This is a genomic window from Alcaligenes sp. Marseille-Q7550, from assembly GCF_965112015.1.
In genome coordinates this window covers 1-22,486 of the sequence record NZ_CBCOPU010000001.1, presented here as the reverse complement: position 1 = coordinate 22,486, position 22,486 = coordinate 1, and the positions used below count along the sequence as shown (strand labels likewise).

The following is a 22,486-nucleotide window of genomic DNA, read 5'->3' as shown; positions in this document are numbered from 1 at the left end:
GTCACGGTATAGGGGTATAGCTCAATTGGCAGAGCGTCGGTCTCCAAAACCGAAGGTTGAGGGTTCGATTCCTTCTGCCCCTGCCACACACAGTCACTCGCCACCACCTCGCGTGGCGTCACTCGCCGGAATATGTCGAATACCAACGTAGAAACCGTCAACCGAGGCTCCGAACGCATCAAGCTGGGCCTTGCGGTGTTAGTCGTCGTCGCCGGTATCGTTGGCTATTCCGTGCTGGAAGGTCAACCCGTTCTGGCGCGCGCCGGTGTATTCGTCGCCAGCCTCGTCGTGGCCGCGCTGATCGTCTGGTTCAGCGACACCGGCCGCCGTCTGGTCGCCTTTGCGCGTGATTCCTATACGGAAGTGCGTCGCGTCCACTGGCCATCCCGTAAAGAAGCAACCCAAATGACAGGCATTGTCTTTGCGTTCGTTGCTGTTATGGCCATCCTGCTGTGGCTGATCGACAAAGGGCTGGGCTGGATCATCTATGGCCTGTTGCTGGGCTGGAAATAAAGGGCGCACATGAGCAAACGCTGGTATGTGGTTCACGTTTATTCCGGCATGGAAAAAAGCGTGCACAAGGCTCTGGTGGAGCGCATCGAGCGCGCCGAACTCCAGGAAGCGTTTGGTCGCATTCTGGTTCCATCAGAAGAAGTCGTTGAAGTCAAGAACGGCAAGAAGACAATTACTGAACGGCGTATCTATCCCGGTTACGTTCTGGTCGAAATGGCCCTCACGGACGAAACCTGGCACCTGGTGAAAAGTACGCCGCGGGTCACCGGCTTTCTGGGCGGTTCCGGCAACCGTCCCGCTCCCATCTCCGAACGCGAAGTGGAAAAATCCTGTCGCAAATGGAAGAGGGCGTCGAGAAGCCGCGTCCCAAGGTTCTGTTCGAAGTGGGCGAGCTGGTACGCGTCAAGGACGGCCCATTCGCGGACTTCAACGGCAACGTCGAAGAAGTCAACTACGAGAAAAGCAAGGTTCGCGTCACCGTCACCATTTTCGGTCGCGCCACCCCCGTCGAACTCGATTTCGATCAAGTCGAAAAGACTTGATAATTTCAACCCCCGGGAAGCCTGTCGCAGCCTGCGCCAGGCGTTATCACCCGTAAGGAGCTAAGCATGGCGAAGAAAATCGTCGGCTTTATCAAGCTGCAAGTGCCAGCTGGTAAGGCAAACCCATCCCCTCCAATCGGTCCAGCGCTGGGTCAGCGCGGTCTGAACATCATGGAATTCTGCAAGGCCTTCAATGCCCAGACTCAAGGCATGGAACCCGGTCTGCCCATTCCCGTGGTGATCACCGCCTACGCCGACAAGAGCTTCACGTTCATCATGAAGACTCCTCCGGCAACCATCCTGATCAAGAAGGCTGCTGGCATCAAGTCCGGTTCCGCTCGCCCCAACGCTGACAAGGTCGGTACGCTGACCCGCGCCCAGGCCGAGGAAATCGCCAAGACCAAACAGCCCGACCTGACCGCCGCTGATCTGGACGCCGCCGTGCGTACCATCGCCGGCGGCGCTCGCAGCATGGGTATCAATGTGGAAGGGGTGGTGTAAGTCATGGCCAAAGTAAGCAAACGCGCAGCCGCTATCGCTGCCAAGATCGACCGCAACAAGTTCTACCCTGTGGCCGAAGCACTGGCCCTGGGCAAGGACACCGCCACCGCCAAGTTCGACGAGTCCATCGACATCGCCGTTCAGCTGGGCATCGATCCTCGCAAATCCGACCAGCTGGTCCGTGGTTCCGTGGTTCTGCCCGCCGGCACCGGCAAGTCCGTCCGCGTGGCCGTGTTCGCCCAGGGCGAGAAGGCTGAAGCCGCTCGCGCCGCCGGCGCCGACATCGTCGGTCTGGATGACCTGGCCGAGCAGATCAAGGCCGGTCAGATCGACTTCGACGTCGTGATCGCCTCCCCCGACACCATGCGCGTGGTCGGCACCCTGGGTCAGATCCTGGGCCCGCGCGGCCTGATGCCAAACCCCAAGGTCGGCACCGTCACCCCTGACGTCGTCACCGCCGTCAAGAACGCCAAGGCCGGTCAGGTCCAGTACCGCACCGACAAGGCCGGCATCATTCACAGCACCATCGGCCGTGCCTCGTTCAACGTCGAACAGCTGCAGACCAATCTGCTGGCCCTGATCGACGCCCTGAACAAGGCCCGTCCCGCCGCCGCCAAGGGCGTGTACCTGCGCAAGGTCGCCGTCTCCTCCACCATGGGCGGCGGTGCGCGTGTTGAAGTTGCATCCCTGAGCGCTTAATACAGCGTTCAGACAAAAGAACTTTGGGCTGTGACCGTGTCCGCACGGTCACTGCTGTCAAAGACCGCTGGAGCGGGTTGGCTGACACAGAAACCTGCTTAATTCCGGACCCTGTTCCGATCCAGCGTAGACGGCGCCCGTGGAAGAATTCGTCATAGAACTCGTCCAGGTGCGCCGCATTCGGTTGATGTCGGGAAGCCTTCCCGACATCGTTTGAAGGAGTGTTCACACCGTGAGTCTCAATCGTGAAGAGAAAGCGGTAGTCATCGAGGAAGTCTCTGCCGAAGTGGCAAAGGCCCAATCGATCATTATCGCCGAGTACCGTGGTCTGGACGTCGCTTCTGCTACCGTATTGCGCAAGAAAGCGCGTGAGTCTGGCGTCTACCTGCGTGTTCTGAAGAACACGCTGGTTCGTCGTTCGCTGGAAGGCTCTTCTTTCGAAGGCATCTCCAGCCAGCTCGTGGGTCCCCTGATGTACGCCATCAGCGAAGATCCCGTGGCTGCGGCGAAAGTTGTCGCAGATTTTGCCAAGACCAACGACAAGCTGGTCATCAAGGGCGGCTCGCTGCCCAATAGCATTCTGAACGCAGAAGGTGTCAAGGCCCTGGCCACGATGCCGTCCCGCGCCGAACTGCAGGCGAAACTGCTGGGCACCATGCAAGCACCTATCGCTACTTTTGTGCGTACGCTTAACGAAGTTCCCACCAAATTCGTTCGCGGCCTGGCGGCCGTTCGCGATCAGAAGGAAGCGGCCTGAGCCGTTCCCCTTCAGGAACCTTCGTAGTAACGAACGACACCCAAACCTGGCATTTACTTATATCTGGAGTTCTTATAAATGGCTACCAAAGCTGAAATCCTTGACGCCATCGGCGCAATGTCCGTGCTCGAACTGTCCGAGCTGATCAAAGAAATGGAAGAAAAATTCGGCGTGTCGGCTGCTGCCGCTGCTGTTGCCGTGGCTGCTCCTGCTGCCGCCGGCGGCGCTGCTGCTGCTGAAGAGCAGACCGAATTCACCGTTGTTCTGGCCGACGTCGGCGCGAACAAGGTCAGCGTGATCAAGGTCGTGCGCGAAATCACCGGTCTGGGCCTGAAAGAAGCCAAGGACCTGGTTGACGGCGCTCCCAAGCCAGTCAAAGAAGGCCTGTCCAAAGCTGATGCTGAAGACGCCAAGAAAAAGCTGGAAGAAGCTGGCGCCAAGATCGAGCTCAAGTAAGAGCATCGATTCATGCCCGGGAATGCGTTTCAAGCCTTCCCGGGCTTTTGCGTTTCCAGAAAACCCATGATTTTTGTTGTACAAATGAAGAGTCGGGTTTTCTAGAGTCGTAAACCGGGGCCGTGGTTGACGGCCCGTGTAACCCTTGAGTCGGAGTGCTCATGCCTTATTCGTACACCGAAAAAAGCGCATACGCAAGAGCTTCGCCAAACGTGAAGACGTACAGCAGGTTCCTTATCTGTTGGCTACCCAGCTGCATTCTTTCAGAACATTCTTGCAGAAGGATACGCCTCCTTCCCAGCGCAAGGTGGAAGGTCTGCAGGAAGCTTTCAATTCCATTTTCCCAATAGTAAGCCATAACCAAATGGCGCGGCTAGAGTTCGTGAGCTATACGCTCGGCGAACCGGTGTTCGACGTCAAAGAGTGTCAGCTGCGCGGTCTGACCTATGCTTCCCCCCTGCGTGCGAAGGTGCGTCTGGTCCTGATGGACCGCGAGGTGAGCAAGCCTACCGTCAAGGAAGTCAAAGAGCAGGAAGTCTACATGGGCGAAATGCCCCTGATGACCGAAAACGGCTCTTTCGTGATCAATGGCACCGAGCGTGTCATCGTGTCCCAGCTGCACCGTTCCCCCGGCGTGTTCTTCGAGCACGATCGCGGCAAGACGCACAGCTCGGGCAAGCTGCTGTTCTCGGCGCGCGTGATTCCCTACCGCGGCTCCTGGCTGGACTTCGAGTTCGATCCCAAGGACATCCTGTTCTTCCGTATCGACCGTCGTCGCAAGATGCCCGTCACCATCCTGCTCAAGGCCATTGGCCTCACGCCCGAGCAGATCCTGGCGCATTTCTTCGAGTTCGACCACATCGAACTGCACAAGGAAGGCGGCAAGCTGCAATTCGTGCCCGAGCACTGGAAGGGCGAGGTCGCCCGTTTCGACATCACCGACCGCGACGGTCGCGTGCTGGTCGAGAAGGACAAGCGCATCAACGCCAAGCACCTGCGTGACCTGCGTGCCGCCAACATCGAGTACATCTCCATTCCGGAAGACTTCCTTCTGGGTCGCGTGCTGGCCAAGAACATCATCAACGCCGAGACCGGCGAAGTGATCGCCAATGCCAACGACGAGATCACCGAATCCATCCTGGCGGAAATGCGCGCGGCCAACGTGCGCGACTTCGAGACGTTGTACATCAACGAACTGGACCAGGGCGGTTTCATCTCCCAGACTCTGCGCACCGACGAGACGGCCGACTCCAACGCCGCCCGTATCGCCATCTACCGCATGATGCGTCCCGGCGAGCCGCCGACCGAGGAAGCCGTCGAGGCCCTGTTCCAGCGCCTGTTCTACAGCGAAGAGTCCTACGACCTGTCGCGCGTGGGCCGCATGAAGGTCAACAGCCGTCTGGGCCGTGGCGACAGCATCGAAGGCCCCATGACCCTGACCGACGAGGACATCCTGGACACCATCAAGGTGCTGGTGAACCTGCGTAACGGCCGCGGTCAGATCGACGACATCGATCACCTGGGCAACCGTCGCGTGCGCTGCGTGGGCGAGCTGGCCGAGAACCAGTTCCGCGCCGGCCTGGTGCGCGTCGAGCGCGCCGTCAAGGAGCGTCTGGGCCAGGCCGAGACCGAAAACCTGATGCCGCACGACCTGATCAACTCCAAGCCCATTTCAGCGGCCGTCAAGGAGTTCTTCGGTTCCAGCCAGCTGTCGCAGTTCATGGACCAGACCAACCCCCTGTCCGAGATCACGCACAAGCGCCGCGTCTCGGCCCTGGGTCCTGGCGGTCTGACCCGCGAGCGCGCCGGCTTCGAAGTGCGCGACGTGCACCCCACCCACTACGGTCGCGTGTGCCCGATCGAGACGCCTGAAGGTCCGAACATCGGCCTGATCAACTCCATGGCCCTGTACGCTCGCCTGAACGAGTACGGCTTCCTGGAGACGCCTTACCGCAAGATCGTGGACGGCAAGGTCAGCGAGCAGATCGACTACCTGTCGGCCATCGAGGAAAGCAACTACGTCATCGCCCAGGCCAACGCCGAGCTGACCGAAGACGGCGCCTTCGCCGACGATCTGGTGGCTTGCCGCGAAGCCGGCGAAACCATGATGACGGCGCCCGAGAACATCCATTACATGGACGTGGCTCCCTCGCAGATCGTGTCCGTGGCCGCCTCGCTGATTCCGTTCCTGGAGCACGACGACGCCAACCGCGCACTGATGGGCGCCAACATGCAGCGCCAGGCCGTTCCCTGCCTGCGTCCCGAAAAGCCGCTGGTCGGCACGGGCATCGAGCGCACCGTGGCCGTCGACTCGGGCACGACCGTGCAGGCCCGCCGCGGCGGCGTGGTGGTGGACGTGGACGCCCAGCGCGTGGTCATCCGCGTGAACGACGACGAGAACGTGGCCGGCGAGGTCGGTGTAGACATCTACAACATGACCAAGTACACCCGTTCCAACCAGAACACCAACATCAACCAGCGACCCATCGTCAAGCGCGGCGATATCGTGGCCCGCGGTGACGTTCTGGCCGACGGCGCATCGACCGACCTGGGCGAACTGGCTCTGGGGCAGAACATGCTGATCGCCTTCATGCCCTGGAACGGCTACAACTTCGAGGACTCGATCCTGATCTCCGAGAAGGTCGTGGCCGATGACCGCTACACCTCGATCCACATCGAGGAACTGACGGTCGTGGCGCGCGACACCAAGCTCGGACCCGAGGACATCACCCGCGACATCAGCAACCTGTCCGAAGTCCAGCTGAACCGCCTGGACGACTCCGGCATCGTGTACATCGGCGCCGAAGTGCGCGCCGACGACGTGCTGGTGGGCAAGGTCACGCCCAAGGGCGAGACCCAGCTGACGCCCGAGGAAAAGCTGCTGCGCGCCATCTTTGGCGAGAAGGCTTCCGACGTCAAGGACACTTCCCTGCGCGTGCCTTCGGGCATGGTGGGCACTGTCATCGACGTGCAGGTCTTCACCCGCGAAGGCATCGAGCGCGACAAGCGCGCCCAGTCCATCATCGACGATGAACTGCGCCGCTACCGCCAGGACCTGAACGACCAGCTGCAGATCGTCGAGGACGACGCGTTCGACCGCGCCCTGAAGTTCCTGGTCGGCAAGACCGTGAACGGAGGCCCCCGCAAGCTGCCCAAGGGCTCCGAGCTGACCGCCGAGTACCTGAACGACCTGGATCGCTGGCAGTGGTTCGACATCCGCCTGGCCGACGAGCAGCACGCTCTGGTGCTGGAGCACACCAAGGAATCCCTGGAGCAGAAGCGCCACCAGTTCGACCTGGCTTTCGAAGAAAAGCGCAAGAAGCTGACGCAGGGCGACGAGCTGCCTCCCGGCGTGCTGAAGATGGTCAAGGTGTACCTGGCCGTCAAGCGCCGCCTGCAGCCCGGCGACAAGATGGCCGGCCGCCACGGCAACAAGGGCGTGGTCTCGCGCATCGTGCCCGTGGAAGACATGCCGCACATGGCCGACGGCACCCCCGTGGACATCGTGCTGAACCCGCTGGGCGTGCCTTCGCGCATGAACGTGGGTCAGGTTCTGGAAGTGCACCTGGGCTGGGCCGCCAAGGGGATCGGCCAGCGCATCAGCGACATGATGCACGAAGAAAAGGAAGTGCAGGTTTCCGAACTGCGCGCCTTCCTGGACAAGGTCTACAACTCCGCCGGCAAGCAGACTCGCATCAACGAGCTGACCGACGACGAGATCGTCGCCATGGCCCGCAACCTGCAGAAAGGCCTGCCGCTGGCAACGCCGGTGTTCGACGGCGCGACCGAACAGGAAATCGACCAGATGCTGCGTCTGGCCTATCCTGACGAGATCGCCGAGAAGCTGCAGCTGGCGCCGCACCGCACCCAGGTGCGCCTGTTCGACGGCCGCACCGGCGAAGCCTTCGAGCGCATGGTCACGGTCGGCTACATGCACTACCTGAAGCTGCATCACCTGGTCGATGACAAGATGCACGCCCGTTCCACCGGTCCGTACTCGCTCGTCACCCAGCAGCCGCTGGGCGGCAAGGCGCAGTTCGGTGGCCAGCGTTTCGGGGAGATGGAAGTCTGGGCGCTGGAAGCCTACGGCGCCGCCTACACCCTGCAGGAGATGCTCACGGTCAAGTCCGACGACATCGCCGGCCGTACCAAGGTCTACGAGAACATCGTCAAGGGCGATCACGTGATCGACGCCGGCATGCCGGAGTCCTTCAACGTTCTGGTCAAGGAAATCCGTTCCTTGTCCCTGGACATGGATTTGGAGCGTAAATAATGAAAGCGCTACTCGATCTCTTCAAACAAGTCACTCAGGACGAGCAGTTCGATGCCATCAAGATCGGCATCGCCTCGCCTGAGAAAATCCGGTCCTGGTCTTTCGGCGAAGTCCGCAAGCCAGAGACCATCAACTATCGCACGTTCAAGCCCGAGCGCGATGGCCTGTTCTGCGCCAAGATCTTCGGTCCCATCAAGGACTACGAATGTCTGTGCGGCAAGTACAAGCGCCTGAAGCACCGCGGCGTCATCTGCGAGAAGTGCGGCGTCGAAGTCACCGTCTCCAAGGTGCGTCGCGAGCGCATGGGCCACATCGAGCTGGCCTGCCCGGTCGCGCACATCTGGTTCCTGAAGAGCCTGCCATCCCGCCTGGGCATGGTACTGGACATGACGCTGCGCGACATCGAGCGCGTCCTGTACTTCGAAGCCTGGTGCGTGATCGAACCCGGCATGACCCCGCTCAAGCGCGGCCAGATCATGTCCGACGATGACTTCCTGGCCAAGACCGAGGAATACGGCGACGACTTCCACGCCCTGATGGGCGCGGAAGCCGTGCGCGAGCTGCTGCGCACCATCGACATCGACCGCGAGGTCGAGCGTCTGCGCGGCGAGCTCAAGGCCACCGGTTCGGACGCCAAGATCAAGAAGATCTCCAAGCGTCTGAAGGTGCTGGAAGGCTTCCAGAAGTCCGGCATCAAGCCTGACTGGATGATCATGGAAGTGCTGCCCGTGCTGCCGCCGGACCTGCGTCCGCTGGTGCCGCTGGACGGCGGCCGCTTCGCGACCTCCGATCTGAACGATCTGTACCGCCGCGTCATCAACCGCAACAACCGCCTGAAGCGCCTGCTGGAGCTCAAGGCCCCGGACATCATCCTGCGCAACGAGAAGCGCATGCTGCAGGAAGCCGTGGACTCGCTGCTGGACAACGGTCGCCGCGGCAAGGCCATGACCGGCGCCAACAAGCGCCAGCTCAAGTCCCTGGCCGACATGATCAAGGGCAAGAGCGGCCGTTTCCGTCAGAACCTGCTGGGCAAGCGCGTGGACTACTCCGGTCGTTCCGTGATCGTGGTGGGTCCGCAGCTCAAGCTGCACCAGTGCGGCCTGCCCAAGCTGATGGCCCTGGAACTGTTCAAGCCCTTCATCTTCAATCGCCTGGAGCTGATGGGGCTGGCCACGACCATCAAGGCGGCCAAGAAGCTGGTGGAAAGCCAGGAACCCGTGGTGTGGGACATCCTCGAAGAGGTGATCCGCGAGCATCCCGTGATGCTGAACCGCGCTCCCACGCTGCACCGTCTGGGCATCCAGGCGTTCGAGCCCGTCCTGATCGAAGGCAAGGCCATCCAGCTGCACCCGCTGGTCTGCGCGGCCTTCAACGCCGACTTCGACGGCGACCAGATGGCCGTTCACGTGCCGCTGTCGCTGGAAGCCCAGCTGGAAGCCCGCACCCTGATGCTGGCCTCCAACAACGTGCTGTTCCCCGCCAACGGCGAACCGTCCATCGTTCCTTCCCAGGACATCGTGCTGGGTCTGTACTACGCGACCCGCGAGCTGGTCAACGGCAAGGGCGAAGGTCTGTTCATGACCGACGTGGCTGAAGTCCAGCGCGCCTACGACAACAAGGAAGTCGAGCTGCAGACGCGCCTGACCGTCCGTATCGAAGAATACGAGAAAGGCGAGGACGGCGAATGGGTCAAGAAGATCAAGCGCTACGAAACGACGGCCGGCCGCGCGCTGCTGTCCGAGATCCTGCCCAAGGGCATGCCCTTCTCGGCGCTGAACCGCGCCCTGAAGAAGAAGGAAATCTCGCGCCTGATTAACCAGTCCTTCCGTCGCTGCGGCCTGCGCGCCACCGTGATCTTCGCGGACAAGCTGATGCAGTCCGGTTTCCGCCTGGCCACTCGCGGCGGCATCTCGATCGCCATGAACGACATGGTCATCCCGAGCGTCAAGGAAGACATCCTGTCCCAGGCCAGCAACGAGGTCAAAGAGATCGACAAGCAGTACTCGTCCGGTCTGGTCACGGCCCAGGAACGCTACAACAACGTGGTGGACATCTGGGGCAAGGCCGGAGACCGCGTGGGCAAGGCCATGATGGAGCAGCTGGCGACCGAACCGGTCATCAACCGCTTCGGCGAGGAAGTGCGCCAGGAATCCTTCAACTCCATCTACATGATGGCGGACTCCGGAGCCCGTGGTTCGGCGGCGCAGATTCGCCAGCTGGCCGGCATGCGCGGCCTGATGGCCAAGCCTGACGGCTCGATCATCGAGACCCCGATTACCGCGAACTTCCGCGAAGGCCTGAATGTTCTGCAGTACTTCATCTCGACCCACGGTGCTCGTAAGGGTCTGGCCGATACGGCTCTGAAGACCGCCAACTCCGGTTACCTGACCCGCCGTCTGGTGGACGTGACCCAGGACCTGGTGATCACGGAAGACGATTGCGGCACCAAGGCCGGCTACACCATGAAGGCCATCCTGGACGGCGGCGAGGTGATCGAGCCTCTGCGCGACCTGATCCTGGGCCGCGTGGCAGCCTCCGACATCGTCAATCCCGACAATCAGGAACTGGTCATCCCCGCCGGCACGCTGCTGAACGAAGACCTGGTGGACCTGATCGACAACCTGGGCATCGACGAAGTCAAGATCCGCACGCCGCTGACCTGCGAAACCCGTCATGGCCTGTGCGCGCACTGCTACGGCCGCGACCTGGGCCGAGGCATGCTGGTCAACCGCGGCGAAGCCGTGGGCGTGATCGCCGCCCAGTCCATCGGCGAACCCGGCACGCAGCTGACCATGCGTACGTTCCACATCGGCGGCGCGGCTTCGCGTGCGGCGCTGGCCAGCTCGGTGGAAACCAAGACCTCCGGTACCGTGGGCTTTGAAATCGGCCTGCGGTACGTCACCAACGCCAAGGGCGAGCGCGTGGCGATCTCCCGTTCGGGCGAAATCGTCATCTTCGACGACAACCGTCGCGAGCGCGAGCGCCACAAGGTGCCGTACGGCGCCACCATCACGGTGGGCGACGGCGAGGTCGTCAAGGCCGGCCAGCGTCTGGCCAGCTGGGATCCGCTGACCCGTCCTATCGTGTCCGAGTACACCGGCACCGTCCGCTTCGAGAACATCGAAGAAGGCGTGACCGTGGCTCGCCAGGTGGACGAAGTCACCGGCCTGTCCACCCTGGTGGTGATCACGCCCAAGACCCGCGGCGGCAAGATCACCATGCGTCCGCAGATCAAGCTGCTGAACGAGCAGGGCCAGGAGATCAAGATCGCCGGCACCGACCACATGGTGAACATCTCCTTCCCGGTCGGCGCCCTGATCACCGTGCGCGATGGTCAGCAAGTGTCCGTGGGCGAGATCCTGGCCCGTATTCCTCAGGAATCGCAGAAGACCCGCGACATTACCGGGGGTCTGCCGCGCGTGGCCGAGCTGTTCGAAGCCCGTTCGCCCAAGGACGCCGGTCTGCTGGCCGAAGTCACGGGTACGGTTTCCTTCGGCAAGGACACCAAGGGCAAGCAGCGCCTGGTCATCACCGACCTGGACGGCGTCAGCCATGAGTTCCTGATTCCCAAGGAAAAGCAGTTCCTGGCTCACGACGGCCAAGTGGTGAACAAGGGCGAAATGATCGTGGACGGCCCCGCCGATCCGCACGACATCCTGCGCCTGAAGGGCATCGAGAAGCTGGCCAACTACATCGTGAACGAAGTGCAGGACGTGTACCGTCTGCAGGGCGTGAAGATCAACGACAAGCACATCGAAGTGATTGTCCGCCAGATGCTGCGCCGCGTGAACATCGTGGATCCGGGCGACACCAACTTCATCACCGGCGAACAGGTCGAGCGTTCCGAGCTGCTGAACGAGAACGACCGCGTGCTGGCTGAAAACGGCATCCCCGCTACCTACGAAAACGTGCTGCTGGGTATTACCAAGGCTTCGCTGTCGACTGACTCGTTCATCTCGGCCGCATCCTTCCAGGAAACCACCCGCGTGCTGACCGAAGCCGCCATCATGGGCAAGACCGATGACCTGCGCGGCCTGAAGGAAAACGTGATCGTGGGTCGTCTGATTCCCGCAGGGACCGGCATGGCATTCCATTCCGCCCGCAAGGAAAAAGAGGCCTTCGAGATCGCCGAGCGCAAGGCCGCCCGCGAACTGGAGAACCCGTTCGCGTCGGCTCCCGAGCCTTCGGACGATCCCGTGTTCGCCTCCGGCACGCACGAGCCCGAGCAGGAACAGCCCGGTTCGCCCGAAAGCGATACGGAATAAGCGGAACCCACCGGTTTCCCCGCCCTGGAGACAGGGCGGTCCCGAGCTCAAAGCCCCTTGGTGTTTCCAAGGGGCTTTTTTTTAGCCTGGGTCCTGAGACCTTGCTTGTGCCCGGCGGCTGGGTTCAGCTTGAGGGCGACTTGTCGTATGATGTTTTCTTTGTCCTGTGTCAACGATCGGGAGGCGGGTTCTGATGCAGCAAAAGGTGATTCTGGACGTTCCTCGGGCGCAGGCCGACTATGCTCGACAACATGGCGCAGAGTATTGTGGCGCCACCAAGCGTTGGCATTGCCTGGAGCCCGTGCCCGAGCCGTTGCTGGAGTATGTGGTCGGACGCACTCGAACCCGGGACTACACGCGCGAGTCGACGCCGAGCTGCCCGCTCTGTCACTGCGCCATGGTGCTGCGCGAGGGACGGCTCAGCAAGGAGGACTTCTGGGGATGCAGCCGCTTTCCCGCCTGCCGTGGAACCCGACGGACGCAATCCACTGAAACGACGTCGATCGTCGCGGGGCAACGGGGTCATGCAGATTCCGAGGCACCGAAGCGCGCCCGGACGGCCAGCCAGGAAGCCTTGCAGCCGCACGTCGTCGAGACCTTGCTGATGTGTCGCCGTTTCATGCCGTACGGAAACCAATGGAAGAAGTGGCTGGATACGCCCAAATTGCGTTTTGGAGGCGCGACTCCCAAGGACATGATGCTCAGCATTGCCGGTTGCGGGCAGGTGCAGGCCTTGCTGAAAGAAACGTTTGAGCCCGCAGAGGATTAAGGGCTTGGTCCGGCTTCGGTAATCGGATCAGTGCTCTGCAGGCGGCTCGATGGCGGGCAGGGTGACGATGAAGGAACAGCCTTCGCCAGGCTCGCTGTGCAGCTCGATCAGGCCGGCGTGCTTGTTGATCACGGTCTTGACGAAGGCCAGGCCCAGGCCGCTGCCCGAGGGCGACTCGGCCTGGTCTTCATGGGCGCGGCGGTAGGGCTCGAAAATGTCGGCCTGGTGCTCCAGCGGAATACCCCAGCCGTGATCACGCACACATACCTGGAGCGTGCCGCCTTGCGTAGTGATCGAGATCTCCACCCGGTTGCCGTCAGGGCCGTACTTGATGGCGTTCTGGATCAGGTTGGTGAAGGCTCGGCGCAGCATGGGGGCATTGCCTTCTATCCAGGCCTGGTCGGTGTCGTCCTGGCGCAATTCGATGCCCCGTTTGCTTGCGGCCGCCCAGGCGTCGTCCAGGCAGTCGGCCAGCAGATCGGGCAGATTCAGCGGCGTCAGGGTCATCTCCATGGCCTCGGCGCGCGCCAGGCCGATGAAATTGTCCACCAGCTCCAGCGTCTGGCCCGCGTAGCCTTCCATCTTGCTCAGCAGTTCATCCGGCGGCAGGCGGCTGTCGGGCTGGCGCTGCAGCGAGGCCAGAGCCAGGATGGAGTTCTGCGGCGCGCGCATATCGTGCGAAATGAATCGCAGGGTTTCCTCGCGTTTGGTCTGGGCCAGTCGCAACAGCTCGATGGACTTGTGCAGCTGGGTCAGGCGGTGCGGCAGATTGTGCGAGCCCATTCCAGGCTGGCGCTCGCTGAGCGCCACGCGCACATCCGGATGATCCAGTTGCAGCTTGTTCAGCTCCTGCGTCACCTGGCGCAGCGCCGCTTCCTGGCTGCGCCAATGCCATAGCGGGTAGGCCAGCATCACGGTGATCAGGCTGGCCATGGGCGGGACCCACAGATTGAACAGGTGCATGGCCGCCCAGTTGACCACCAGTATGCCCAGCAACAGGCCCAGAAGGCTGAGCAGGGTCGCGCGCGGCGACAGGGCGATCAGCACGCGGCAGGCCAGCAGCACCGGCAGGCAGCAGGCCAGGGCGATGGCCCAGGCGGGCGGAATGCGCACCCAGCTGTTCTCGCGCGCCGACAGCAGGCTGTTGGCCAGGATCTCCACGCCGGACATGGTGGCCATGCCGGCCTTGGACATGGGCGTGGGGAAGACGTCGCCCAGGCCGCTGCCCCAGGCGCCGATCAGCACGTACTTGTCCTTGAAGAAGGCGGGCGGGATGGCGCCGCGCAGCACGTCGATGTAGGGCACGGTCTGGAAGTGGCCCGGGCGACCCGCATAGGGAATGTAATGCGTGGCCCGATGCCGGGGATCCAGGGCGAGCATGGCCTGGGCAACTTCGCCGCCGGCCAGCAGCATGGCCAGCGAGAAATGCGGCAGCACGCGGCCTGAGGGCTGGATGTGGCGCAGCGTGACGCGGCGCCACACGCCGTCGGGATCGGGGTCGATGTTGATGTAGCCGTTGGCCTTGACCGCGGCGTTCAGCATGGGCAGCGGCGTGTTGATCGCGTCGCGCTTCGGGTCATAGACCAGCGGCAGCACGGTACGGCCATGCTGGCGTATGGCCTGGGCCAGTTGCTGGTCGTCTTCGGGATAGGCCGGGTTCGGCTCCTGGAAGACCACGTCCATGCCCACGGCGCGGGCCTGGTCCAGCTTGTCCACCAATTGCGCGTGGATATTGCGCCGCCAGGGCCAGTAGCCCAGGGCGTTGATGCTGCGGTCGTCGATGGCGATGATGACGATGTCTTCGGGCGAGGCCTGGGGAGGCGCGGCCGCCATGGTGAGGTCGTAGACCAGGTTGTTCAGTCGGCCCAGCGCGAAGTCATCATGCAGGGAGCTGAACAGCAGGGTGAGCAGCACGAGCAGCGCGGAGACCAGGCGCCATTCCTTGCGGACCTGGTCGGACAGCAGGCGAGTGTTCGAGGCTGCGGTGCTGGGCATGGAGCGCGCCGTCCGCGCTTCAGAACTCGGTCAGCAGGATGGGATCGCCCGAGCCGCTGACGATGGGCTCCCCGTCGGAACTGGACAGGGCGGCGGCGCCCTCGAAGCTCCGTATGGTGTCCGGCCCCATCAGGCCGTGGCCATCGATGGCGCGCACCATGACGTAGTAGGTGCCGGGGCGCGGCGCGCGGAACTGGATGTCGGTATCGGTCGTGGTGCTGCGCGAGAGCAGCATGGCGCCGCGCGGGTCCAGCGCCGTCTGCACCAGGTAGGCCTGTGCGCCGGGCACGGGCTCTATGGTGCTGCTCCAGCGCCCGCCCTGGCGCTGGGGAACGGAGACGTGCGGGGCCGGCAGCAGCGGCGCCACCGCCACGATGCGGCCGTCCTCGGCCACGGCTGCGCCCTGGTTCTGCTTCAGGGCGGTAGGGGAGGGCTGCTGGCGGGTGCCCAGTTCGGCGCGGCCTTCCAGCACCTCGCTGTGGGCCTGGCCGTCCTGCGTGCGTACGCGCAGTTCGGTGCCGCGCACGCCGGTGATGCTGACCGGGGTACGGACTTCGAAGCGGCCCACGCCGGTCTGCTCCGGGGAGACGCGCGATTCGACGTCGCCGCGGTCCAGGGCGACCACCGAGTCGATCAGCCCTGTGCCTTCGAAGACGCGCATGCGCGTGACGCTCAGGGCGGCCGCGGCCGGGATGCTGACCTGGCTGCCGTCCTGCAGCTCCAGGGTCAGGTAGCCATTGTCGCCCGTGCGGATCTGGTCGCCTTCCTTCAGGTGGGTGAGGCCGCGCTCCAGCGGCTGGCCGTTGACCTGGACCTGGCCGGTCTGGTGGACGATGCGGGCCGGGGCGTCCACTTCGGGAATCAGGCGAAAGGGAATGCGCAGTTCCTTGCCGATGGGCAGGCGGGTCGGGTCGGCCACGGCGTTGAGCTGCTGGATCTCGGACCAGTTGCGGCCCTGGCGGGTGTAGGTGTTGGCGATGTCCAGCAGCGTATCGCCCGACAGGACTTTGTAGATGAAGTCTTCGCCGCGGGCGCCCGAGGGCTGGGCCAGCACGGCGCTTCCCCAGAGCAGGCCGCTGGCCAGTAGGGCGGCAGAACGCAATGTAATCGTCATAGGAGATCAGGTGTTGTCGGACAGAAGCTCCAGGCGATAGCCCAGGGCGTAGGAGGCGGTCAGGCGCACGCCGTTTTCGGGGCGTAGCTGCAGCTTGCGGCGGATGTTGGAAAGATGGGTGTCCAGGGTGCGCGAGGTGGCCGGGATCTCCCGGTTCCAGACGGCCGAACTGAGCACGTCGCGCGAGAACAGCCGCCCGGGATTGCGAAACAGCAGCAGGGCCAGCTCGAATTCCTTGGGCGCCAGGGTGACGGCCTGGCCGTTCAGGGAAATCTGGCCGTGCTCGGGGTCGATGTCGTAGCCGCCGAAGGAGAAGCGGCTGTCCTGCACGGGGGCGGCCAGGTTCAGACGCCGGGTCATGGCGTGCACGCGGGCGATCAGTTCGCCTTTGCGCAGGGGCTTCTGGCTATAGTCGTCGGCGCCGGCCTGCAGGCCGGTGACCAGATCCTCTTCCTGCGTGCGACTGGTCAGGACGACGACGGGCAGGGCGTGACCCAGGTTGGCGCGCACCCAGCGCAGCACATCCAGGCCGCTGACGTCCGGCAGCTCCCAGTCCAGGAGCAGCAGGTCGAAGTCATGGGGCTTGGCCAGCGCGGCCAACAGGCTTTTGCCCTGATTGTAGGAGCGGCACTCATAACCGGCCTCGGCCAGTATCCGTGCAATCAGTTCGGCCTGGACGAGGTCGTCTTCCAGGGAAGCGATGATCATGGGGGTATTGTCCTTGTCGCAGAGGTGCAATAGTCCTGAAGTATAACTACATGCGCCCAGATGGTGACCAAGTGTGTCCATCCGTGCGGCTCCGCAACGCGAATGGCGTCGGGCAACAGCCAAATCGTTGACCTATAAGGGTTTACCGTGGTAAATTCTAGAGCTTACTTAAGGATCCTTTGCCGGTACTCCTTGTAGTAATTTGTTTTGCAGCTGTCGGGTTTGCAGTTGCAGGCGCGCTTGAAGCGCGTTTCCAGTCAAGCCCAAGCCATGTGCAAGACCGCTCTTTTTCGTATTTTATGGGGAGCGGTATTGCGCAAAGCCGCTCCGGTAGCAGGGTTGCCAATCCTGCCTCTGGAAGGCGTTTTCCAGAAACAGTACGTCAACCAGTACGTAAAATACGTTATAGGATACGTAAAGGTCATGCCAACCATTAGCCAACTCGTGCGCAAGCCGCGCGAAGTCAGTCGCGCAAGCAGCAAGAGCCCTGCGCTCGAGAACTGCCCACAGCGCCGTGGTGTTTGCACACGTGTCTACACCACGACCCCCAAGAAGCCTAACTCCGCTCTGCGTAAAGTCGCCAAAGTGCGCCTGACCAACGGCTTCGAAGTCATCTCCTACATCGGCGGTGAAGGCCACAACCTGCAGGAACACTCGGTCGTTCTGGTCCGCGGTGGTCGTGTCAAGGACTTGCCTGGTGTTCGCTACCACATCGTCCGCGGCGCCCTGGACCTGCAAGGCGTCAAAGATCGTAAGCAAGCTCGTTCCAAGTACGGCGCGAAGCGTCCCAAGTAATCCATGTGTCCGCCGATCAGTGTCACTGATCCGGATCCGTGCGACCGTGGCCCAGCGCCATGGTAGGTAAGTGGTCATTTGTCATGAATGACCGAGGCCGCAGCAAGCGGTTCAACTGAATAGTCACAAGGAAATTAAAATGCCTCGCCGTCGCGAAGTACCCAAACGTGAAATCCTACCTGACCCGAAATTCGGCAGCGTCGAGCTGGCCAAATTCATGAACGTGGTCATGCTGTCCGGCAAGAAAGCTGTTGCCGAACGTATTGTTTATGGCGCGCTCGAACAAATTGCGCAGAAGACCGGCAAAGATCCGCTCGAAGTGTTTAACGCTGCCATCAACAACGTCAAACCGATTGTTGAAGTTAAAAGCCGCCGTGTTGGTGGCGCGAACTACCAGGTTCCTGTCGAAGTGCGTCCCGTCCGCCGTCTGGCTCTGGCCATGCGCTGGGTGCGTGAAGCCGCCAAGAAGCGTGGCGAAAAGTCGATGGATCTGCGCCTGGCCGGTGAATTGGCCGATGCGGCTGAAGGTCGTGGCGGCGCAATGAAGAAGCGCGAAGACACGCACAAGATGGCCGATGCCAACAAGGCATTCAGCCATTTCCGTTGGTAATCTGAGGACATACAACCATGGCCCGCAAAACCCCTATCCAGCGCTATCGCAATATTGGTATCTCGGCTCACATCGACGCCGGCAAGACCACTACGTCCGAGCGCATCCTGTTCTACACCGGCGTGAACCACAAGCTGGGCGAGACCCACGAAGGTTCCGCCACCATGGACTGGATGGAGCAAGAGCAAGAGCGCGGGATCACCATCACCTCGGCCGCCACGACCGCCTTCTGGCGTGGCATGGCGGGCAACTACCCCGAACATCGCATCAACATCATCGATACCCCCGGTCACGTTGACTTCACCATCGAGGTCGAGCGTTCCATGCGCGTGCTGGACGGCGCCTGCATGGTGTACTGCGCCGTGGGCGGCGTTCAGCCCCAGTCCGAGACCGTGTGGCGCCAAGCCAACAAGTACGGCGTGCCTCGCCTGGCCTTCGTGAACAAGATGGACCGCACCGGCGCCAACTTCTTCAAGGTCTACGACCAGCTGAAGCTGCGCCTGAAGGCCCATCCCGTGCCCGTGGTCATCCCGATCGGCGCCGAAGACACCTTCGAAGGCGTGGTCGACCTGATCAAGATGAAAGCCATCATCTGGGACGAAGCCAGCCAGGGCGTGAAGTTCGAGTACAAGGACATCCCCGCCGAACTGCAGGCGCAAGCCGAAGAATGGCGCGAGAAGATGGTCGAGTCGGCTGCCGAGGCCAGCGAAGACCTGATGAACAAGTACCTGGAAAACGGTGAACTCTCCGAAGAGGACATCAATCTGGATCTGCGAATGCGCACCATCGCCTGCGAAATCCAGCCCATGCTGTGCGGCACCGCCTTCAAGAACAAGGGCGTGCAGCGCATGCTGGACGCCGTGATCGACTACCTGCCTTCTCCAGTGGACATTCCACCCGTCGAAGGCACGGACGACGACGGCAACGTGATCCATCGCAAGGCCCTGGACGACGAGCCCATGTCCGCACTGGCGTTCAAGCTGATGACCGACCCTTTCGTCGGCCAGCTGACCTTCGTGCGCGTGTACTCGGGCGTGCTGAGCTCGGGCGATACCGTCTACAACCCCATCAAGGGCAAGAAAGAGCGTATCGGCCGTATTCTGCAGATGCACGCCAACAACCGTACCGAACTGAAGGAACTGGTTGCCGGCGACATCGCCGCCGTGGTGGGCCTGAAGGACGTGACCACGGGTGAAACCCTGTGCGACGCCAACCAGCATATCATTCTGGAGCGCATGGAGTTCCCCGAGCCTGTGATTTCCCAGGCCGTCGAACCCAAGACCAAGTCCGACCAGGAGAAAATGGGCGTGGCCCTGTCCCGTCTGGCCCAGGAGGATCCTTCCTTCCGCGTCAGCAGCGACGAAGAATCCGGCCAGACCATCATCTCCGGCATGGGCGAGCTGCACCTGGAAGTTCTGGTGGACCGCATGCGCCGTGAATTCGGCGTGGAAGCCAACGTGGGCAAGCCTCAGGTGGCCTACCGCGAAACCATCCGCAAGACCTGCGAAGAAGTCGAAGGCAAGTTCGTCAAGCAGTCCGGCGGTCGCGGTCAGTACGGCCACGTGGTGCTCAAGCTCGAGCCCCTGGAAGCCGGCGGCGGCTACGAGTTCGTCGACGCCATCAAGGGCGGTGTGGTTCCTCGCGAATACATCCCCGCCGTGGACAAGGGCATCCAGGAAACGCTGCACGCCGGCGTGGTCGCCGGTTACCCAGTGGTCGACGTCAAGGTAACGCTGTTCTTCGGTTCCTACCACGATGTGGACTCGAACGAAAACGCGTTCCGCATGGCTGCTTCGATGGCGTTCAAGGAAGGTATGCGCAAGGCTTCCCCAGTTCTGCTGGAGCCTACCATGGCCGTTGAAGTCGAAACGCCTGAAGAGTACGCCGGTACCGTGATGGGCGACCTGTCGTCTCGCCGCGGTATGGTTCAGGGCATGGACGACATTGTGGGCGGCGGCAAGATCATCAAGGCCGAAGTTCCTCTGGCTGAAATGTTCGGCTACTCGACCAGCCTGCGTTCGCAAACGCAAGGTCGCGCCACGTACACGATGGAATTCAAGCAATATGCTGAAGCTCCTAAGAACGTGGCCGACGAAGTCATCAGCGCTCGCGGCAAGTAATAGTAACAACAGCCCGCTTCAAGCGGGCTGCTCAACTTTTTTTGTTTTCCTGTAAAACATAGATTGGGATAAATCATGGCAAAAGGTAAGTTTGAACGGACCAAACCGCACGTCAACGTCGGTACCATCGGTCACGTTGACCACGGTAAAACCACGCTGACCGCTGCAATCTGCACGGTTCTGGCCAAGGAATTCGGCGGCGAAGCTCGCGACTACTCGCAGATCGACAACGCTCCTGAAGAAAAAGCACGCGGCATCACCATCAGCACCTCGCACGTCGAGTACGAGACGCCCAACCGCCACTACGCTCACGTTGACTGCCCCGGCCACGCCGACTACGTCAAGAACATGATCACCGGCGCGGCCCAGATGGACGGCGCGATCCTGGTGTGCTCGGCCGCTGACGGCCCAATGCCCCAGACGCGCGAGCACATCCTGCTGAGCCGTCAGGTTGGCGTTCCTTACATCATCGTGTTCCTGAACAAGGCCGACATGGTCGATGACGAAGAGCTGATCGAACTGGTGGAAATGGAAGTGCGCGAGCTGCTGTCCAAGTACGACTTCCCCGGCGACGACACCCCGATCATCCGCGGTTCGGCCAAGCTGGCTCTGGAAGGCGACCAAGGTCCTCTGGGCCGCGAAGCCGTGCTCAAGCTGGCCGAAGCGCTGGACACCTACATTCCTACGCCAGAGCGCGCTGTTGACGGCACGTTCCTGATGCCTGTTGAAGACGTGTTCTCGATCTCGGGCCGCGGCACCGTGGTGACCGGTCGTATCGAGCGCGGCATCATCAAGGTCGGCGAAGAAATCGAAATCGTGGGCATCAAGGACACGGTCAAGACCACTTGCACGGGCGTTGAAATGTTCCGCAAGCTGCTGGACCAGGGCGAGGCTGGCGACAACGTCGGTCTGCTGCTGCGCGGCACCAAGCGTGAAGACGTCGAGCGCGGTCAGGTTCTGGCCAAGCCCGGTTCGATCAAGCCTCACACCGACTTTGACGCCGAGGTGTACATTCTGTCCAAGGAAGAAGGCGGCCGCCACACCCCCTTCTTCAAGGGCTACCGTCCCCAGTTCTACTTCCGTACGACGGACGTGACCGGCACGATCGAGCTGCCCGCCGACAAGGAAATGGTTCTGCCCGGTGACAACATCTCGATGAAGGTTTCGCTGATCGCTCCGATCGCCATGGAAGAAGGTCTGCGCTTCGCCATCCGCGAAGGCGGCCGTACCGTGGGCGCCGGCGTGGTTGCCAAGATCATCAAGTAAAAAAGTTGTAGTATTTTCAGGCAAAAAAGGTTAATATCCTTTTTTGCCTGAAGCCAAACATAGCAAGCTAGCAAAGGCTATGGTTGTCACGGTATAGGGGTATAGCTCAATTGGCAGAGCGTCGGTCTCCAAAACCGAAGGTTGAGGGTTCGATTCCTTCTGCCCCTGCCACACACAGTCACTCGCCACCACCTCGCGTGGCGTCACTCGCCGGAATATGTCGAATACCAACGTAGAAACCGTCAACCGAGGCTCCGAACGCATCAAGCTGGGCCTTGCGGTGTTAGTCGTCGTCGCCGGTATCGTTGGCTATTCCGTGCTGGAAGGTCAACCCGTTCTGGCGCGCGCCGGTGTATTCGTCGCCAGCCTCGTCGTGGCCGCGCTGATCGTCTGGTTCAGCGACACCGGCCGCCGTCTGGTCGCCTTTGCGCGTGATTCCTATACGGAAGTGCGTCGCGTCCACTGGCCATCCCGTAAAGAAGCAACCCAAATGACAGGCATTGTCTTTGCGTTCGTTGCTGTTATGGCCATCCTGCTGTGGCTGATCGACAAAGGGCTGGGCTGGATCATCTATGGCCTGTTGCTGGGCTGGAAATAAAGGGCGCACATGAGCAAACGCTGGTATGTGGTTCACGTTTATTCCGGCATGGAAAAAAGCGTGCACAAGGCTCTGGTGGAGCGCATCGAGCGCGCCGAACTCCAGGAAGCGTTTGGTCGCATTCTGGTTCCATCAGAAGAAGTCGTTGAAGTCAAGAACGGCAAGAAGACAATTACTGAACGGCGTATCTATCCCGGTTACGTTCTGGTCGAAATGGCCCTCACGGACGAAACCTGGCACCTGGTGAAAAGTACGCCGCGGGTCACCGGCTTTCTGGGCGGTTCCGGCAACCGTCCCGCTCCCATCTCCGAACGCGAAGTGGAAAAAATCCTGTCGCAAATGGAAGAGGGCGTCGAGAAGCCGCGTCCCAAGGTTCTGTTCGAAGTGGGCGAGCTGGTACGCGTCAAGGACGGCCCATTCGCGGACTTCAACGGCAACGTCGAAGAAGTCAACTACGAGAAAAGCAAGGTTCGCGTCACCGTCACCATTTTCGGTCGCGCCACCC

The 22,486-nt window shown here is 61.8% G+C and carries 16 protein-coding genes, 2 tRNA genes and 2 pseudogenes; 17 read left to right on the top strand and 3 right to left on the bottom strand.

Annotated features, from left to right (window positions below; genetic code table 11):
- Positions 1–10 precede the first annotated feature (10 nt).
- The 10 genes and pseudogenes from ACWPWO_RS00100 to ACWPWO_RS00055 all read left to right on the top strand — a co-directional run bounded on the left by ACWPWO_RS00100 (position 11) and on the right by ACWPWO_RS00055 (position 12,775).
- Positions 11–86: transfer RNA gene (locus tag ACWPWO_RS00100), tRNA-Trp, on the top strand.
- Between the two features lie 46 nt (positions 87–132).
- Positions 133–513, top strand: a complete 381-nt coding sequence (gene secE, locus ACWPWO_RS00095) for a preprotein translocase subunit SecE (protein ID WP_454003418.1) — start codon at positions 133–135, stop codon at positions 511–513.
- A 9-nt stretch (positions 514–522) separates the two neighbouring features.
- A pseudogene (nusG, locus tag ACWPWO_RS00090) lies at positions 523–1,055 on the top strand (transcription termination/antitermination protein NusG).
- Positions 1,056–1,121: 66 nt separating this feature from the next.
- On the top strand, positions 1,122–1,556 hold the full coding sequence (gene rplK / locus ACWPWO_RS00085) for a 50S ribosomal protein L11 (RefSeq protein ID WP_454003437.1): 435 nt from the start codon (positions 1,122–1,124) through the stop codon (positions 1,554–1,556).
- 3 nt (positions 1,557–1,559) lie between these two features.
- Positions 1,560–2,255, top strand: a complete 696-nt coding sequence (gene rplA, locus ACWPWO_RS00080; RefSeq protein WP_454003435.1) for a 50S ribosomal protein L1 — start codon at positions 1,560–1,562, stop codon at positions 2,253–2,255.
- A gap of 232 nt (positions 2,256–2,487) precedes the next feature.
- Positions 2,488–3,012 carry a 50S ribosomal protein L10 gene (gene rplJ, locus ACWPWO_RS00075; protein ID WP_454003433.1) on the top strand — a complete coding sequence of 175 codons (525 nt, stop codon included), beginning with the start codon at positions 2,488–2,490 and terminating at the stop codon, positions 3,010–3,012.
- A 78-nt stretch (positions 3,013–3,090) separates the two neighbouring features.
- Positions 3,091–3,468: a 50S ribosomal protein L7/L12 gene (rplL, locus tag ACWPWO_RS00070; protein WP_394062919.1), complete on the top strand. Its 378-nt coding sequence runs from the start codon at positions 3,091–3,093 to the stop codon at positions 3,466–3,468.
- A gap of 161 nt (positions 3,469–3,629) precedes the next feature.
- Positions 3,630–7,741: pseudogene (gene rpoB / locus ACWPWO_RS00065) on the top strand (DNA-directed RNA polymerase subunit beta).
- The gene (gene rpoC / locus ACWPWO_RS00060) at positions 7,741–12,006 is read left to right on the top strand and encodes a DNA-directed RNA polymerase subunit beta' (RefSeq protein WP_454003431.1); all 4,266 of its coding nucleotides are present in this window, start codon (positions 7,741–7,743) and stop codon (positions 12,004–12,006) included. The pseudogene rpoB and the gene rpoC overlap by 1 nt, the downstream one beginning before the upstream one ends.
- Before the next feature lie 193 nt (positions 12,007–12,199).
- Positions 12,200–12,775, top strand: coding sequence for a topoisomerase DNA-binding C4 zinc finger domain-containing protein (locus ACWPWO_RS00055; RefSeq protein WP_454003429.1), 576 nt, complete (start codon positions 12,200–12,202; stop codon positions 12,773–12,775).
- A gap of 27 nt (positions 12,776–12,802) precedes the next feature.
- On the opposite strand, the gene ACWPWO_RS00050 is transcribed toward ACWPWO_RS00055, so the two are convergent.
- Genes ACWPWO_RS00050 through ACWPWO_RS00040 form a run of 3 tightly spaced genes read right to left on the bottom strand, consistent with a single transcriptional unit; the run spans position 12,803 to position 16,592 of the window.
- Positions 12,803–14,770: a CHASE2 domain-containing protein gene (locus tag ACWPWO_RS00050; protein ID WP_454003427.1), complete on the bottom strand. Its 1,968-nt coding sequence runs from the start codon at positions 14,768–14,770 to the stop codon at positions 12,803–12,805.
- Between the two features lie 19 nt (positions 14,771–14,789).
- Complete coding sequence (locus ACWPWO_RS00045; RefSeq protein ID WP_454003425.1) at positions 14,790–15,884, bottom strand: FecR family protein; 1,095 nt, start codon at positions 15,882–15,884, stop codon at positions 14,790–14,792.
- 6 nt (positions 15,885–15,890) lie between these two features.
- Positions 15,891–16,592, bottom strand: coding sequence for a response regulator transcription factor (locus tag ACWPWO_RS00040; protein ID WP_454003423.1), 702 nt, complete (start codon positions 16,590–16,592; stop codon positions 15,891–15,893).
- A 423-nt stretch (positions 16,593–17,015) separates the two neighbouring features.
- Between ACWPWO_RS00040 and rpsL the strand changes: the two genes are divergently transcribed.
- From rpsL to nusG (ACWPWO_RS00005), 7 genes are all read left to right on the top strand, one after another.
- The gene (gene rpsL / locus ACWPWO_RS00035) at positions 17,016–17,387 is read left to right on the top strand and encodes a 30S ribosomal protein S12 (RefSeq protein WP_394065867.1); all 372 of its coding nucleotides are present in this window, start codon (positions 17,016–17,018) and stop codon (positions 17,385–17,387) included.
- A gap of 139 nt (positions 17,388–17,526) precedes the next feature.
- On the top strand, positions 17,527–17,997 hold the full coding sequence (gene rpsG, locus ACWPWO_RS00030; RefSeq protein WP_394062906.1) for a 30S ribosomal protein S7: 471 nt from the start codon (positions 17,527–17,529) through the stop codon (positions 17,995–17,997).
- A gap of 17 nt (positions 17,998–18,014) precedes the next feature.
- Positions 18,015–20,117: an elongation factor G gene (gene fusA / locus ACWPWO_RS00025; RefSeq protein WP_454003420.1), complete on the top strand. Its 2,103-nt coding sequence runs from the start codon at positions 18,015–18,017 to the stop codon at positions 20,115–20,117.
- Positions 20,118–20,192: 75 nt separating this feature from the next.
- Complete coding sequence (tuf, locus tag ACWPWO_RS00020; protein WP_394062902.1) at positions 20,193–21,383, top strand: elongation factor Tu; 1,191 nt, start codon at positions 20,193–20,195, stop codon at positions 21,381–21,383.
- Between the two features lie 95 nt (positions 21,384–21,478).
- A tRNA-Trp gene (locus ACWPWO_RS00015) sits at positions 21,479–21,554 on the top strand.
- A gap of 46 nt (positions 21,555–21,600) precedes the next feature.
- Positions 21,601–21,981: a preprotein translocase subunit SecE gene (gene secE / locus ACWPWO_RS00010; protein ID WP_454003418.1), complete on the top strand. Its 381-nt coding sequence runs from the start codon at positions 21,601–21,603 to the stop codon at positions 21,979–21,981.
- A gap of 9 nt (positions 21,982–21,990) precedes the next feature.
- Positions 21,991–22,486, top strand: a 496-nt coding sequence (nusG, locus tag ACWPWO_RS00005; protein ID WP_454003416.1) for a transcription termination/antitermination protein NusG, incomplete at its 3' end; no start/stop codon positions are given.